The sequence below is a fragment of the Massilia sp. CT11-108 genome (assembly GCF_047302915.1).
Taxonomy (GTDB): Bacteria; Pseudomonadota; Gammaproteobacteria; order Burkholderiales; family Burkholderiaceae_D; genus Telluria; species Telluria orientalis.
Genome location: NZ_JBKYMO010000084.1, coordinates 1 through 15974, shown reverse-complemented (window position 1 = coordinate 15974; position 15974 = coordinate 1). Strand labels below are relative to the sequence as shown.

Genomic DNA, 15974 nt, shown 5'->3' with positions numbered 1-15974 from the left:
GATCGTCCACGTGCCGATGACGTCCGGGCTCGCGGCGCCCAGCTCGGCCGCCGACACTTCCAGCGACCGCTGCGTGTCCGCCGCCAGCGCGCGCATCGGCGTGATCCACAGCACGCGCAGGCCGGTATTCGCACGCCGCGTGCGGTTGGCGCCGCGCAGCAGCGCGGCGAACCAGACCGCGTACGTCTTGCCCGCGCCGGTGTTCGCGTGCAGCAGGCCCGATTCGCCGGCCAGCGCGGCCTTCCACACGGCGCGCTGGAACGGGAACACCTTCCAGCCGCGCGATGCGAACCAGCTGTCGACCGCTGCTTCCGCCTGGGTCCTGGTCATGGCGTGACGGCTCCCAGCAGGTCTTTCAATGTGTCGAGCGTATCCGCCTCTTCGACGGGCTTGTCGTCACGCCGCCGCAGGATACGGGGAAAGCGCACGGCGATGCCGGCCTTGTGGCGCGTGGACAGCGCGATGCCTTCGAAGCCGATCTCGAACACCATCGTCGGCCGCACCGAGCGCACGGGCCCGAATTTCTCGACCGTCGTCTTGCGGATGATGTTGTCGACCTGCGCGATCTCCGCGTCCGTGAGGCCCGAATAGGCTTTCGCGAACGGGACGAGCTTGCGCGCGTCGCCCTCGCCATCCCACACGGCGAACGTGTAGTCCGTGTACAGCGACGCGCGCCGGCCGCTGCCCGCCTGCGCATAGATCAGCACCGCGTCGACGGCATACGGATCGATCTTCCACTTCCACCACGTGCCCACGTCCTTCGTGCGGCCCACGCCGTACTGCGCGTTCCGTGCCTTCAGCATCATGCCTTCGACGCCGCGCGCCCGCGACTCCGCCCGCAGCTTGCCGAGATCGTCCCAGGAGTCGGCCGTGACGAGCGGCGAGATGCGCAGCTGCGGTTGCGCCGCGCCCGTGACGAGTGTCTCCAGCAGCGCGCGCCGTTCGTGCTGGGGCAGCGCGCGCGTGTCGACACCGTCCAGCTCCAGCAGGTCGTACGCGAGCAGCACCGCAGGCAGCTCGGCCAGCAGTTTCGCGGACAGCGTCTTGCGGCCGATGCGCTTCTGCAGGTCGGCGAACGGTGCCGGCGAATCGCCCGTCGTCCAGATCAGCACCTCGCCGTCGATCACGGTGCCGTCCGGCAGGGATAGACTCGCGAGCTCGGGGAAGCGTTCCGTGATCAGGTCCTCGCCGCGCGACCACAGGTAGTTCTGGCCGCCGCGCCGCACGAGTTGCGCGCGAATGCCGTCGTACTTCCACTCGACCTGCCAGTCGTTCATGTCGCCCAACGCACTGGGCTCGCCCTGCAGCTGGTGCGCGAGGAAGAAGGGGTAAGGCTGGCCGCCGCGCAGCTGGTGCTCGTTGTCGGTCTGCGCCGCGATCAGTTGCAGGAAGCCCGTCGCCGTCGGTTTGACACGGCCATCCGTCCAGCCCATCAGGCGCTGCGCGATCAGCTTCGAGTCGACCGCGGCGATGGACGCCAGCGCGCGCGTGACGAGCAGCTTCGACACGCCCACGCGAAAGCCGCCGCCGATCAGCTTCACGAACAGGAAGCGTTCGCGCCACGTGAGTTCGTCCCAGTACGAGAACAGCGCTTCCCGGATCGTGCCCGGATCGGCGCCGCGCAACGGGCCGATGCGCTCTTCCATCCACACGGCCAGGCCCACGTCGCTGTGGCGCTTCGGCGACGGCAGGATGTGGGCGATGGTCTCGGCCATGTCGCCGACGGCCGCATACGATTCGTCGAACAGCCACTCGTCCAGGCCCGCGTATTCGATGGCGTACTGGCGCAGCAGCTTGCTCGGCACGGCCTGGCGCGGCTTGCCGCCCGCGAGGAAGTACACGGCCCAGGCGGCGTTTTCCGGGGCGGCGCTGGCAAAGTAATTCTGCAGCGCCTCGAGCTTGCGGTTGGTGGCGGTGGTTTCGTCGAGTTCGGCGTACAGGCGGGCGAATTCACGCATCCTTCGCCTCCTCCGCCTGCGGTTCTTCCGGCGTGGCCGTGACGGCTTCGTCATCCTCCTCGCCGTATTCCGTGTCGAACGCTTTCGCATCGAGGCCGATCTGGCACAGCCAGCGCACCATCACGGGTATCGAACCGTGCGTGACGATCACCTGCTGGGCGCCGGTGGCGTGGATCGCGTCCAGCAAACCGGGCCAGTCGGCATGGTCGGACAGCACGAACCCGCGGTCGACGCCGCGCCGCCGACGGGCACCGCGCAGCAGCATCCAGCCGCTGGCGAAGGCGTCGGAATAGTCGCCGAAGCGGCGCGTCCACGGCGAGCCCGATGCGGACGGCGGCGCCAGCACGAGCGCCTTTTTCAAATCCGCCTTGTCCGTCTCGCTGACCATCTGCGTATGCGGCAGGACCACGCCGCCCTCGCGGTAGATGCGGTTCAGCGGCTCGACGGCGCCGTGGCAGACGATGGGCCCGACAGAAGGGTCCAACCCACAGAGCAGGCGCTGCGCCTTGCCGAATGCGTAGGCGTACAGGATACTCGTGCGGCCTTCATCGGCATTACGGCGCCACCAGCGGTTGATGTCGTCGAAGACTTCCTGCTGCGGATCCCAGCGGTAGATCGGCAGGCCGAACGTGGATTCCGTGATGAACGTGTGGCAGCGGACGGCTTCGAACGGCGCGCACGTGGCATCCGGCTCGACCTTGTAGTCGCCCGACGCGACCCAGATCTCGCCCTGGTGCTCCATCCGGATCTGCGCGGAGCCAAGCACGTGGCCGGCCGGGTGCAGCGAGATCGTCACGCCGTTGTGGACGACCTTGTCGCCGTATTCCAGGCCTTCGATGTTGATGTCCTGGCCGAGGCGCGACTTCAGGATGCCGACGCTCTGCTGCGAAGCCAGGTAATGCTTGTGGCCCCAGCGCGCATGGTCGCCGTGGGCATGGGTGATGACGGCCCGGTCGACCGGCCGCCACGGGTCGATGTAGAACTGGCCCGGCACACAGTACAGGCCTTCCTTCCTTACGATGACCATGTCGCCCATGCGTTCGGCGTCCTCCTTTTAGACCAGCGTGACGAAATCGGCGAGGAACGCGCGCTGCTCGCCGTCCGGGAATTCGATGTGGACCTGGTCCCCGGCCACGGACAGCACGACGCCTTCGCCATACTTCGGTACCGTGACGCGCGCGCCGACGTCGAACGCGGGGCCGGCCGGCGCGTCCGCGTCCGGTTCGCGGTCGAATTCGTCGTCGCGGATGTCGATATCTTCCGTCAGCACGGCGGCCGGCGGATTCAGGCAGTTGTCGCAGCGGCAGCACTTCTCGAAGCCTTCGACCTCGTCGCCGAAATAATCGAGCAGCAGCTTCCAGCGGCAGAAACCGCTCACGGCATACGATACCATCTGTTCGAGCGCTTCCTTGTCGCGCTCCTGCTTCTGGCGATACACCTCGGCCATTGCCGCGAACAGTTTATCCTCGGGCGACGCGCTGCCGGGCAGGTACGCGAGCTTGCGGTTCTGGCGCAGCAGCTTCGCATCCTTCAGCAGTTTCAAACACACCTTCAGATGCGGCCCCGCGAGTTCGCCGGCGACGTCATCCACGCGAGCCGGCGTCGCCGTCTCGCTTTCCGTAAGCGCGTGCACGGCCTCGTACACGGCGCGGATCTCGTCCGCCGTCGGATAGTGCTTCACGAGGAAGAACTGCTGCACGCGCTTGTCGTCCTGCAGGAACAGCAGGGTGCAGCTGGCATCCCGGCCGTCGCGGCCCGCGCGGCCCGATTCCTGGTAATAGGCTTCCAGGTTCGCGGGGATCTGCAGGTGGATCACGAAGCGCGTGTCCGGCTTGTCGATGCCCATGCCGAACGCGTTCGTCGCCACCATGACGCGCCGCTCGTCGTTCATGAACAGGTCCTGGTTCGCCTTGCGTTCGGCGGCGTGCAGCTTGCCGTGGTACAGGGTGACGGATTCGCCGGCGTCCAGCAGCATCTGGTGCATCTCCTCCGCCGCCTTGACGGTCGCGGCGTAGACGATGCCCGTCCCCTTCGTGCCGCGCACGAGGCGCAGCGCTTCCTGCAGTTTCTCGTCCGGGTTCGTCACCTGCACGACCGCGTACTGCAGGTTCGGCCGGTAGATGCCCGTGTTGATGACGTTCATGCGCGGGCGATTGAGCTGGCGGCCGATGTCGTCGACCACGTCTTCCGTCGCGGTGGCCGTCAGCGCCAGTACAGGCGGACGGCCCAGCGCGTCGATCGCGCCGGCCATCTCGAGATAGGCCGGGCGGAAGTCGTGGCCCCATTGCGAAATGCAGTGGGCTTCGTCGACGACGACGAGGGCGATTTTCACGGCCTTCAGCACGTCGACGAATTCGGGCATGACGAGGCGCTCGGGCGTGCAGAACACGATCTCGCAGCGGCCCTCCGCGATCGCGGCCAATGCGTTCCTCTCCTCTTCCGCCGACAGGCTGCTGTTGACCTGCTCGGCGCGGATACCGAGTTCCCCGAGCTTTTCCAGCTGGTCCTTCATCAGCGAGATCAGCGGCGAGACGACGACCGTCATGCCGTCCAGGATGCGGGCGGGGATCTGGTAGCACAGCGATTTACCGCTGCCGGTCGGCATGATCGCCAGCGTGTCCCTGCCATCGAGGACGCTGTCGATCACGCGTTGCTGGCCGTCGCGCAGGTGTTCGATGCCGAACACCGTATGCAGCAGGCGACGGATGGTGTTGCGGCGAACCGCGAGTACACCCTTGTGGAGGAGTTTGGGATCGTGTGTGGTCATGATGATGCCAATGTAAGCCTGAGCACGGCCACACACCATAGGACGCAACCTACAGTCACCGTAGGATGCCGTGCACGAGCGACCACAAGCGTTCATACAAGGCGACGAGCTTTAATCCTACAGAGTGACGGATTGCCAGCCGATAGTTTCTCTCAAGAACACGTTCTAAGATGACATCAACATCAACACGACAGCAATCCGCATTCGGAGGTTCATCATGGTCCGCTTCCTGCCCGCTCCCTTTACCGCAGCCTGGCTCGCGCTCACGAGCGCGGCGACGTGGCTGCTGTGCGAAACCGATGCGTTGAATGGCTTCGCGCCGTTGTTTTACCACTGAAGACGCCACGTATCCGTTCGTTGCCTTCCGTATCATTTGTTACAAATTAACAGTTGAACAATATGAGGAGGTCGCCATACCTGAGCCAGGAGGACTCATCATGAAGTACGCCCTGATATTCGACGATGACGCGGCCGCACGCCGCCACAGTGTCACCCTGCTCAAGTCGCTCGGCTACGTTGTCGCCGAGACGACGACGGCGCAGGCGACGCTGAACGCCATGCAGGCGCTGCGCTTCGACGTGATCCTCACCTCCAGCGCGCACGCCGCCGGCGACCGGCGCTCGCTGCCCGGCGAACTCTCGCGCCTCGCGCCCGACACCCCCACGATCCTGCTGCTCGACGAGGACGAGCCCTTCCCGCCGCTGTATCACGCGTTCAGCGCCACCGTCACGAAACCGGTCACCGTGCGTGCGCTGCGCCATGCGCTGGAGTTCGGGCTGGACGGTACGGGCGCCCATCCGGTCCCCTCGCGCACCCACGTCGAGCGGCGCGACGGCCAGCGGCGCCGGCACGCGCGCGACACGGCCTCCACCCGGTTGGCATAAATACAATTTGTGAATTATCGCTAACAATCTTTGGTTTGATCAGGCATCCACCGAGGCATAAGATAGTTGTCATAAAATGTTATCGCAAACATAATTTTGCGAAATAACAGTAAATAACAATAATCGGAGGAGATATGCCGCACACCCTGATCCCGCAGCGCCGACCGCGTCCCCCCTCTCGTCCCGCCCCGCGCTGATCGCGCGACCCGCCAGTCCGCTTTTTTTCACGGTGATCCTGTGCCCCCACAGCGGGCGCGGGCGTCGCTCGTCCTGCCCGCCGGCGATCCCGGCATGGGTCCGCAGCAAAAGCAGCACACGCAGTGAACTCCGGGCCGCCCCCGCCCGGCAATCAACCCGAACCACGGAGATGTTCATGCCCCATGCTTTTTCGCGCACCACCCGCCGCGTCGCGTCGGCGCTCGTCATGCTGTCCGCCTTTGCCGCCGGCGCGTCCGCGCAGACGGTCGCCATCAACCCGGCCACGACATACCAGACCGTGCGCGGCTTCGGCGGCTTCAGCGGCGCCGGCTGGGCGGCGGAGCTGACCGCTGCCCAGGTCGACGCCGCGTTCGGCACCGGCACGGGCCAGATCGGCCTGTCCATCATGCGCCTGCGCATCGACCCGGATCCCAGCAAGTGGTCCACGCAACTGGCGTCCGCGCAGCTCGCCAAGGCGAAGGGCGCCATCCTGTTCGGGACGCCGTGGACGCCGCCGGCGAACATGAAGACGAACAATAGCCTGGTCCAGGGAAGCCTGTTGCCGAGCCGCTATGGCGACTACACCACGCACCTGCTGAACTTCGCGAGCACGATGCAGGCCGGCGGTGCCGCGCTGTACGCCATCTCGATCCAGAACGAACCCGACTTCGCCCCGGACTACGAAAGCTGCCTGTGGAACTCGCAGCAATTCATCGATTACCTGTCGAGCCAGGGGTCGCGCTTCGGCACCTACAAGGTGATCGCGGGCGAGTCCGCTACCTTCTACAAGCCGCTCACCGATCCGATCCTCAATAGCGCGACGGCCGCGCCGCAGTTCGACATCGTCGCCGGCCACCTGTACGGCGTGAACCCGAGCGACTACGCCCTCGCCCGTTCCAAGGGCAAGGAGGTGTGGATGACGGAGCACTTCACCGACAGCACGTCCAGCGCCAACGACTGGTCGAAGGCGATGCCGGTGGCGCTGGAACTGCACAACAGCATGGTGGCCAACTACAGCGCCTACGTGTGGTGGTACATCCGCCGCTCCTACGGCCTGCTGACGGAAGACGGCAACGTCAGCAAGCGCGGCTACATCATGGCGCAGTTCGCGAAATACGTCCGCCCCGGTTCCGTGCGCGTCGCCGCGACGGAAAAACCGTATGCCGACGTCTTCGTCACCGCCTACAAGAACACCGCCGGCAAACTGGTCGTCGTGGCCATCAACAATGGCACGTCGCAGCGCCAGCTGCAGCTGCAGGTCGGCAGTGCCGCCCCCGGCTTCACGAAATACCGCACCACGTCGACCGACAACACCGGTTATGCCGGCCAGTACACGGTGACGGGCGGCGTCGCGACCGCGTGGATCGATCCCGGCAGCGTCAACACTTTTGTAAGCCAGTAAGTCAATAAAACCAACCCAGGAGGAGATGAGTCATGCTGAAACAACGATTACTACGATGGAGCCTGCCCCTGCTCGCGATGTCGGCGCTCCCTGCGGCCATCGCGCAGACGGTCGCCATCGATCCCGCGACGACCTACCAGGTCATCCGCGGATTCGGCGGGCATAACGGCGCGGGCTGGATCGCCGACCTGACGCCGGCGCAGGTCGACACCGCGTTCGGCACGGGCCCGGGCCAGATCGGCCTGACGGTCATGCGGATGCGCATCGACCCGTCCAGCACCGCGTGGGCGACGCAGCTGCCGACGGCGAAGCTGGCGAAGGCCAAGGGCGTCACCCTGTTCGCCACGCCGTGGACGCCGCCGGCGTACATGAAGACGTCGAACGCCATCGCGCACGGCAGCCTGATTCCGAGCTACTACCCGGACTACGCCACGCACCTGCTGGGCTTCGCGGACTACATGCGCACGAACGGCGCCCAGCTGTACGGCATCTCCGTGCAGAACGAGCCGGACTGGGATCCGGACTACGAAGGCTGCACGTGGACGTCCGCCCAGTTCATCGACTTCATCAAGTCGCAGGGCCCGCGCTTCGCCGGCCTCAAGCTGATGGCGCCGGAATCGCTGGGCATGCGCAAGGTGCTGTCCGATCCGATCCTGAACGACGCGGGCGCGGCGGCCCAGCTCTCGATCGTGGCGGGCCATCTGTACGGCACGACGCCCAGCGACTACCCGCTCGCGCGCGCCAAGGGCAAGGAGGTGTGGATGACGGAACACTACACGGACAGCACGTCGGACGCCAACGACTGGGCGAAGGCGATGCCGGTCGCGATCGAGGTCCACCGGAGCATGGCCGCGAACTACAGCGCGTATGTGTGGTGGTACATCCGCCGGTTCTACGGCCTGATCACGGAAGACGGCAACGTCAGCAAGCGCGGCTGGATCATGTCGCAGTACGCGAAATTCGTGCGGCCCGGCTACGTGCGCATCGGTGCCACGCAGAACCCCTACCCGGACGTGTACGTGACCGCGTACAAGGGCGGCGACGGCAAGGTCGTCGTCGTGGCGGTCAACAACGGCACGGCCCAGCGCCGCGTCGACCTGACGTTCGGCAGCGGCGCGCCGCGCACCCTGCAGCGCTATGTCACGTCGGCCGCCACCAACGAGAGTTATGCGGGCGACTACCCGGTCATCGCGGGCGGCGCCAGCGCCGACCTGGAACCGTCCAGCGTCAGCACCTTCGTGAGCCAACCGGCCGTCGCCGACCTCACCGGCAGCGTGAAGATCGTGCAGAGCGGCCTCACGGCGAACCGCTTCACGGGCCAGTTCAGCGGCACGGTGTCGTTCACGAATACGACGGGTGCGACGCTCGCCGCATCGACGCTGCGGCTCGTGGTGGACGGCCTCACGGCGGGCGTCACGCTCGACAACAAGCAGGGTGACGTGAACGGCGTGCCAACCATCGCGCTGCCCGTGAACCAGATCGCACCCGGCGCCACCGTCACCGTGACGACGACGTTCGGCAACCCATCGAAGGGCGCCATCGCCTATACCCCGAAACTCCAAGGCATCACGTTCTGAAAGACTTCGCCATGATCAACTACCTGACCTCCTTCTTCACACGCGCCCTGCTGGCGCTGGCCCTCGCCGGCGGTGCGAACACCGCGTTCGCCGGTCCGATGGTCCACTTTACTGTCGACACGACGAGCCTGACGGGCACCGGCTATCTCGACCTGACGTTCGCGGCCCTGGCAGGGGCGGCGCCGGCGACGGCCACGCTGACCCATTTCACGGGCGCGTTCGGCGCCACGGCGCTGCCGACGGGCGACGTCGGCGGCGACATCGGCTCCGCGGTCACGCTCGGCAACGGGCAGACGTTCAACGAACTGCTGCAGGCGGTGACGTTCGGCGGCCTGTTCAGCTTCGACGCCGCGTTCGACATCGCGCCCGGCGGGACGATCGGCACCGGCTTCGGGATCGCCCTGGTGAACGCGGCGCTCGACAACTACGTGCCGGGCACGATGGGCAACGTCGCGTCGATCGACCTGATGCCGGGCGCACCGGCCACGGTCTGGGCCGACACCGCGTTCGTGACCGCCACGCCGGTGCCGGAACCGGCCGGCCTGCCCGTGTTCGCGACGGGCTGCGTGCTGGCCGCACTGGCACTGCGGCGCCGGAACCGGGGTCAGAGCCCGAATTTGGGAAATTGATCAAAACCGGGCTCTGACCGCGGTTTTTGGAAACAAAAAAGCCCGGACGGTTTCCCGCCCGGGCTTTTTTTACCATTGAACGCTTACGCGGCTTCGACAGCCACCGGCATCCGGATCAGGTAGTCGAACGCGGACAGCGCCGCCTTCGCACCCTCGCCCGCCGCGATGACGATCTGCTTGAACGGCGTCGTCGTCGCATCGCCCGCGGCGAACACGCCCGGGATGTTCGTGCGGCCGTGGGCGTCCACGACGATCTCGCCAAAGCGCGACAGTTCCACCGTGCCCTTCAGGAACTCGGTGTTCGGCACGAGGCCGATCTGGACGAACACGCCCGCCAGCGGCACGTGGTGTTCCTCGCCGCTGATGCGGTCCTTGAACTTGATGCCGTTCACCTTGCTGCCGTCGCCGGTGATTTCCGTCGTCTGCGCATTCACGTGGATCGTCACGTTCGACAGGCTCTCGACCTTGTTGACGAGCACGGCGTCCGCCTTCAGCTGCGACGCGAATTCGATCAGCGTCACATGCTCGACGATACCCGCCAGGTCGATCGCCGCTTCCACGCCCGAGTTGCCGCCGCCGATGACCGCCACGCGCTTGCCCTTGTACAGCGGGCCGTCGCAGTGCGGGCAGTAGTTCACGCCGGCGTTCTTGTATTCCTGCTCGCCCGGCACGTTCACGTTCCTCCAGCGCGCACCCGTCGACAGGATCACGGTGCTCGACTTCAGCGAGCCGCCGTTCTCGAACTGCACCTCGACCAGTTCGCCGGGCGCCGACGGCGGGATGATTTTCGCCGCCGTCTGCTGCGTCATGATGTCCACGCCGTAGTGGCGCACCTGCGCTTCCAGCGCGGCCGAGAATTTCGGGCCGTCCGTTTCCAGCACGGAGATGTAGTTCTCGATCGACATCGTATCGTTCACCTGGCCGCCGAAGCGTTCCGTCGCGACGCCGGTGCGGATGCCTTTGCGGGCCGCGTACACGGCCGCCGCCGCACCCGACGGGCCACCGCCGACGATCAGCACGTCGTACGGATCCTTCGCGCTCAGCCTGGCGGCGTCGCGGGCGCCGGCGCCCTTGTCCAGCTTGGCGACGATCTCTTCGATCAGCATGCGGCCCGAGCCGAACAGTTCGCCGTTCAGGAACACCATCGGCACGGCCATCACCTTGCGCGACTCGACTTCGGCCTGGAACGCGCCGCCTTCGATCACGGTCGTCTTCACCCGCGGGTTCAGGATCGCCATCAGCGACAGGGCCTGCACGACGTCCGGGCAGTTATGGCAGGTCAGCGACATGTACATCTCGAATTCGTAGTCGCCGTCCAGCGCCTTGATCGCATCGATCGTCTCGGCTTCGACTTTCGGCGGATGCCCGCCCGTCCACAGCAGCGCCAGCACGAGCGACGTGAATTCATGGCCCAGCGGCAGCCCGGCGAAGCGCAAATTCATGTCGGTGCCGACACGTTTCAGGGTGAACGACGGCTTGCGGGCGTCGTTGCCGTCCGTGCGCAGCGTGATCTTGTCGGCGCGCAGTCCCTGGATCGTCTGCAGCAGGTCGAGCATCTGCTTCGACGTGTCGCTGTCGTCGAGCGAGGCAACGATCTCGAACGGTTGCTGGACGCGTTGCAGGTAGCCGGCGAGTTGGTTTTTCAGTTCTTGTTCGAGCATGATCGTATCCTTTTCTTCAGTCGTGTTCAGGCCGATGCGGTCCCCATGAGGACGCATCCATCCAATCTAAATAGTGAATCTGGAAGGCAGATCGACTAGCGAGATCGCCTGTGATTTCTGTGCGGGCCCGTTCCGGATGGGCTCGTGGGGAGGGGGTGGGCACCGGCCGCCCCTCGCGGTCGGTGCCTGGTACTACGGTGCTACGGTGCTACGGTGCTACAGGTGCTTCCAAAACAGATCTATTTAGATCTTGCCGACCAGGTCCAGCGACGGCTTCAGCGTTTCGGCGCCTTCGGTCCACTTGGCCGGGCAGACTTCGCCCGGGTGCGATGCGACGTACTGGGCTGCCTTCACTTTGCGCATCAGTTCCGACGCGTCGCGGCCGATGCCGTTGTCGTGCACTTCCATGACCTTGATCTGGCCTTCCGGATTGATCACGAAGGTGCCGCGCAGGGCCAGGCCTTCTTCCTCGATCATGACTTCGAAGTTACGCGACAGCAGGCCGGTCGGGTCGCCGATCAGCGGGTAGTTGACCTTCTTGATCGCCTCCGACGTGTCGTGCCACGCCTTGTGGGCGAAGTGGGTGTCGGTCGACACGCCGTAGACTTTGACGCCCATCTTTTCGAATTCCGGCTGGAAAGCAGCCAGGTCTTCCAGCTCGGTCGGGCAGACGAAGGTGAAGTCCGCCGGGTAGAACATCAGGACCGACCACGTGCCTTTGAAATCGGCTTCGGTCAGGTCGATGAACTTGCCTGCGTGGTAAGCGGTTGCTTTGAACGGCTTGATTTCGGTGTTGATGATGGACATTCAGTACTCCTCTTTCGGGGTTAAAAAAAGCTTAGGTGTGAACTATACCCTGTCACACCCTTCATGTGAAATTGATTGAACGGATTCTATCAATTGATTTTAGCTATCATAGCGCGATAGGCGGTGCCTATCGGGAGCATTGATGGCCAAAGGATCAGGCCGGCGCTGCCGCCGGTTGCACCGCCGTCTCCATGCACGGCAGCGTGAGGCTGAACGTCGCCCCCTGCCCCGGCGTGCTCTCGACGGTCAACTGGCCGCCGTGCGAGACGGCCAGCTGACGCGAGATGTACAGGCCCAGGCCAAGGCCCTTCGGCTCGCCGCTTTTCGCGCCACGCTCGTACGGTTCGAAGATGCGTTCGATGTAGTCGGGCGCAATCCCCTTGCCGTGGTCGCGCACGGCGATACGGACGTTGCAGCCGCCGTCTTGCAGCTCTTCCTTATGCACGCTGACTTCCACCGCGCCGCCGCCGCCATAGCGCATCGCGTTGGTCAGCAGGTTGACGACGACCTGTTCGATGCGGAACTCGTCCCAGAACCCTTCGACCGGGTGATGCGGCGCCAGCACGACGTTGGCGCCGGCCGCCGCGGCCTGCAACGACAAATCGTTCACCACGCGTTCCAGCAGGGCCATCAGCTCGACCTTCGCCGGGCGGATCGACAAGGTGCCGCTCTTCATGCGCGAGACGTCCAGCATGTCGTCGATCAGGCGGATCATCGCCTTGATCTGGCGCTCGTCGCGCTTGATCATGTTGTTCATCTGGTCCGGATTGAACGCCGGCAAATTGCCCCGCTTCAGTTGCAGGCTGCGCATTTGGGTTTCCAGGAACAGCGTGTTGAGTGGCGTGCGCAGTTCGTGCGCGACGAGGGACATGAATTCGTCGCGCATGCGCAGCGAGCGCTGCAGCTCGGCCTGCGTCGCGTTCAGCTCACCCAGCAGCACCTCCTGCTCGCGCCGCGCCGCTTCCAGCGCTTCCATCTGGCGCTGCATCTCGCGCCGCTGCTGGTCCAGCGTGACGAACACGTGCACCTTGCTGCGCACGGCGTCCGGGTCCAGCGGCTTGTACAGGAAGTCGACGGCGCCCGTCTCGTAGCCCTTGAACGCGTAGTTCAGCTCGCGGCCGGCGGCGGACACGAACACGATCGGGATGTTGCGGGTGCGCGAGGTGGAGCGCATCAGCTCGGCGAGTTCGAAGCCGTCCATGCCGGGCATCTGCACGTCGAGGATGGCCAGCGCGAAATCGTGTTCGAGCATCAGGGACAGTGCTTCCTCGCCGGACTGGGCCTGGAACACGAGGCGCTGCTCGTCGCGGATCAGCGCGTCGAGGGCGCGCAGGTTTTCCGGCAGGTCGTCGACGATCAGCAATTTACTGGGGTCGTGTGCGCTCATGGTTCATTCATCTCCAACATGGGCAACAAGGCGTGGATGCGCGCCAGAGGCAGTATCAGGTTCGGTTGGCAGCGGTTGATGGCGGTCACGGGCATCGTGGGCACCTGGGCGTCGGCGGGGTCCTGCACGACGGTGAAGCCGCCGCGCGCGCGGATGCGGGCCATGCCGTCGGCGCCGTCGTGGTTCGCGCCCGTGAGCAGGATGCCGGCCAGGGCCGGACCGTAGGCGTCCGCGCTGGATTCCATCAGCACGTCGATCGCGGGCCGCGCGAAGTGCACGGGCGGCTCGCAACTGATCGAAAACGTGCGGTCGCGTTCGACGGACAGGTGGTAGCCTGGTCCGGCGAAGTACACGGTGCCGGGCACGATCTCTTCCTTGTCGGCCGCTTCCTTCACGCGCACGGGCAGGCGCTCGTCGAACAGCTCGGCCAGGCGGCTTTCGCGGTCGCCCGGCATGTGCAGGATGCAGAACACGGGCAAGGTATAGCCGGCCGGAATGGCGGGCAGCAGCGTGACGAGCGCATCCACGCCGCCGGCCGAGCCGCCGATCACGACGGCTTCGAAGCGCCGTCCGCGCAGCGCGGCGCGCATTGCGCCCTCCTGCGGACCGGGGTCGACGGCGGGACTCATGACGCCACCTTGCGGAACACCCGTTCCCGCTTCGCGAGCGCTTCGAATTGCTGGGCGTACGTGGAAAAGTCGATGCTTTCCTTGCTGCCGAGGCCGAGGAAGCCGCGGTGGCACAGCGATTCGTGGAACAGGCCCAGCACCCGGTTCTGCAAGTGCCGGTTAAAGTAGATCATCACGTTGCGGCAGCTGATGAAGTGCGTCTCGGCGAACACGCTGTCCGTGGCGAGGCTGTGGTCCGCGAACGTGACGTTCTCGACGAGCGCGCGGTCGAACAGCGCCCCGCCGTACGCGGCCGTGTAGTAATCGGAAAACGCGCGCGTGCCGCCCGCCTTCTGGTAATTCTCCGTGTACACGCGCATCTTATCCAGCGGCATCACGCCGCGTCGTGCCGCTTCCAGCGACTCCGGATTGATGTCGGTCGCGTACATCTGCGTGCGCTCCAGCAGGCCCTCCTCATGCAGCAGGATCGCGAGCGAAACCACTTCCTCGCCCGTGCTGCAGCCGGCCACCCACACATTCAGCGACGGGTACGTCTTCAGGAACGGCACGACGAGCCGGCGTACAGCCAGATAATAATCCGGGTCGCGGAACATTTCCGTCACCGGGATGGTCAAAAACTGCAATAGCTGCGCGAACGCGGCAGGGTCGTGCATGACGCGCGCCTGCAAAGCCGAGATCGTTTCGCATTCCATCGCGCGCAGCGCGGCGAGCACGCGGCGCTTTTGCGAGGCGCCCGTATAGTCGCGGAAATCGTAGTTGTACTTGAGGTAGACAGCCTCGACCAGCATCCGCAACTCGATGTCGTCGCTCGGCAGGCTGTGCATCGTCTTTTTCAAATGCGCTCCAGCGTCGGCATCCACACGCGCAGCAGCGAGTACAGCCGGGTCAGGTCGATCGGCTTGGCGAGATAGTCATTGGCGCCGGCGGCCAGGCATTGTTCCTGGTCGTCCTTCATTGCCTTCGCCGTGATCGCAATGATCGGGAGGCGCGCGAAGCGCTTGTCCTGGCGGATGCGGCGCGTCGCTTCCAGTCCGTCCATGCCCGGCATCATCACGTCCATCAGGACCAGGTCGATCGACTCATGTTCATCGAGCTTGGCAATGGCTTCATACCCATTGCGGCCCACCTCCACCCTGGCGCCGCGTTGTTCCAGGGCACTGGTCAACGCGAACACATTGCGCACGTCATCGTCCACGAGCAGGATCGTGCGGCCTTCGAAAACGCGGTCGCGTCCGCGCACCGTCTTGAGCATCGACTGGCGTTCCGACGACAGTTCCGATTCCACCTTGTGCAAGAACAGCGTGACCTCGTCCAGCAGGCGCTCCGGCGAGCGCGCACCCTTGATGATAATCGAGCGCGAATATTTCAGCAGTTCCGCTTCCTCGTCGCGCGTCAAATTGCGTCCCGTGTACACGATGACGGGCGGGAACGAACACAGTTCTTCCAGAGACATACGCTTGAGCAATTCGTTACCCTGCATGTCCGGCAGCTTCAAGTCGATGATCATGCAATCGAACGTCTGCGTGCGCAACAGGTCCAGCGCATCCGTGCCGGACCCGACGGCCGCGATCTCGACGTCCGTATCGGAAATCAATTGCACGACGCTGTCGCGCTGGCGTTCGTCGTCTTCCACGAGCAGCACGCGTTTCATTTCCTGCGACGACTTGTCCTTCAGCTTGCGGAACACGTCTTCCAGCTGCTCGCGCGACGTCGGTTTCAGTGCATAGCCGATCGCGCCCAGGTGCAACGCCTCGCCGCCGTTCTCCTGGCTCGAGACGACGTGGACGGGGATGTGGCGCGTGCCCGGATTGTCCTTCAGCTGTTGCAGCACGGACAGGCCGGAGCCGTCCGGCAGGCGGATGTCGAGCAGGATCGCGTCGGGAATCTCGTTCGTCGCCAGTTCCAGTCCTTCCTGCGCCGTCAGCGCGACGAGGCAGCGGAATTCCATGTCGTGCGCGAGGCCGTACAGGATACGTGCGAATTCCGGCTCGTCCTCGATCACGAGCACTGTGCGCACGCCGGCGGCGGGCTGGGCGCGGTCGTCGGCGAACGCCGGCAACGCCAGGCCCTGCGCG

14 protein-coding genes are annotated in these 15974 nt (G+C 65.2%); 4 read left to right on the top strand and 10 right to left on the bottom strand.

Translation table 11 applies throughout. The features are described from left to right. The 4 genes from ACEN88_RS09840 to ACEN88_RS09825 form a co-directional block, all read right to left on the bottom strand. On the bottom strand, positions 1-330 hold a 330-nt coding region (locus ACEN88_RS09840), incomplete at its 3' end, for a DEAD/DEAH box helicase (protein WP_413339176.1). Beyond that, positions 327-1958, bottom strand: a complete 1632-nt coding sequence (locus ACEN88_RS09835) for an ATP-dependent DNA ligase (protein WP_413339174.1) — start codon at positions 1956-1958, stop codon at positions 327-329. The genes ACEN88_RS09840 and ACEN88_RS09835, both read right to left, overlap by 4 nt. Next, a complete protein-coding gene (locus tag ACEN88_RS09830; RefSeq protein ID WP_413339172.1) occupies positions 1951-2994 on the bottom strand; it encodes a ligase-associated DNA damage response exonuclease in 1044 nt (347 codons plus the stop codon). The genes ACEN88_RS09835 and ACEN88_RS09830 overlap by 8 nt, the downstream gene beginning before the upstream one ends. Before the next feature lie 18 nt (positions 2995-3012). Beyond that, positions 3013-4725 (bottom strand): RecQ family ATP-dependent DNA helicase, encoded by a 1713-nt coding sequence (locus tag ACEN88_RS09825; RefSeq protein ID WP_413339170.1) that lies wholly within the window; start codon positions 4723-4725, stop codon positions 3013-3015. 437 nt (positions 4726-5162) lie between these two features. Between ACEN88_RS09825 and ACEN88_RS09820 the strand changes: the two genes are divergently transcribed. The 4 genes from ACEN88_RS09820 to ACEN88_RS09805 all read left to right on the top strand — a co-directional run bounded on the left by ACEN88_RS09820 (position 5163) and on the right by ACEN88_RS09805 (position 9415). Then, a complete protein-coding gene (locus ACEN88_RS09820) occupies positions 5163-5609 on the top strand; it encodes a hypothetical protein (protein WP_413339168.1) in 447 nt (148 codons plus the stop codon). 373 nt (positions 5610-5982) lie between these two features. Then, the gene (locus ACEN88_RS09815; RefSeq protein WP_413339166.1) at positions 5983-7209 is read left to right on the top strand and encodes a glycoside hydrolase family 30 beta sandwich domain-containing protein; all 1227 of its coding nucleotides are present in this window, start codon (positions 5983-5985) and stop codon (positions 7207-7209) included. A gap of 32 nt (positions 7210-7241) precedes the next feature. After that, positions 7242-8786, top strand: coding sequence for a glycoside hydrolase family 30 beta sandwich domain-containing protein (locus tag ACEN88_RS09810; protein WP_413339164.1), 1545 nt, complete (start codon positions 7242-7244; stop codon positions 8784-8786). A gap of 11 nt (positions 8787-8797) precedes the next feature. Continuing rightward, the gene (locus ACEN88_RS09805) at positions 8798-9415 is read left to right on the top strand and encodes an NF038129 family PEP-CTERM protein (RefSeq protein WP_413339162.1); all 618 of its coding nucleotides are present in this window, start codon (positions 8798-8800) and stop codon (positions 9413-9415) included. An 83-nt stretch (positions 9416-9498) separates the two neighbouring features. Here the strand turns inward: ACEN88_RS09805 and ahpF are convergent, their stop codons facing one another. The 6 genes from ahpF to ACEN88_RS09775 form a co-directional block, all read right to left on the bottom strand. Further along, positions 9499-11076 carry an alkyl hydroperoxide reductase subunit F gene (ahpF, locus tag ACEN88_RS09800; protein ID WP_413339160.1) on the bottom strand — a complete coding sequence of 526 codons (1578 nt, stop codon included), beginning with the start codon at positions 11074-11076 and terminating at the stop codon, positions 9499-9501. Between the two features lie 243 nt (positions 11077-11319). Further along, a complete protein-coding gene (gene ahpC, locus ACEN88_RS09795) occupies positions 11320-11883 on the bottom strand; it encodes an alkyl hydroperoxide reductase subunit C (protein WP_413339158.1) in 564 nt (187 codons plus the stop codon). A gap of 154 nt (positions 11884-12037) precedes the next feature. Then, positions 12038-13270 carry an ATP-binding protein gene (locus ACEN88_RS09790; protein ID WP_413339156.1) on the bottom strand — a complete coding sequence of 411 codons (1233 nt, stop codon included), beginning with the start codon at positions 13268-13270 and terminating at the stop codon, positions 12038-12040. Further along, on the bottom strand, positions 13267-13899 hold the full coding sequence (locus tag ACEN88_RS09785; RefSeq protein ID WP_413339154.1) for a chemotaxis protein CheB: 633 nt from the start codon (positions 13897-13899) through the stop codon (positions 13267-13269). The genes ACEN88_RS09790 and ACEN88_RS09785 overlap by 4 nt, the downstream gene beginning before the upstream one ends. Continuing rightward, the gene (locus ACEN88_RS09780) at positions 13896-14723 is read right to left on the bottom strand and encodes a CheR family methyltransferase (RefSeq protein WP_413339178.1); all 828 of its coding nucleotides are present in this window, start codon (positions 14721-14723) and stop codon (positions 13896-13898) included. The genes ACEN88_RS09785 and ACEN88_RS09780 overlap by 4 nt, the downstream gene beginning before the upstream one ends. 8 nt (positions 14724-14731) lie before the next feature. Further along, positions 14732-15974 (bottom strand): response regulator (locus tag ACEN88_RS09775; protein ID WP_413339152.1); only part of this gene is annotated, 1243 nt, incomplete at its 5' end.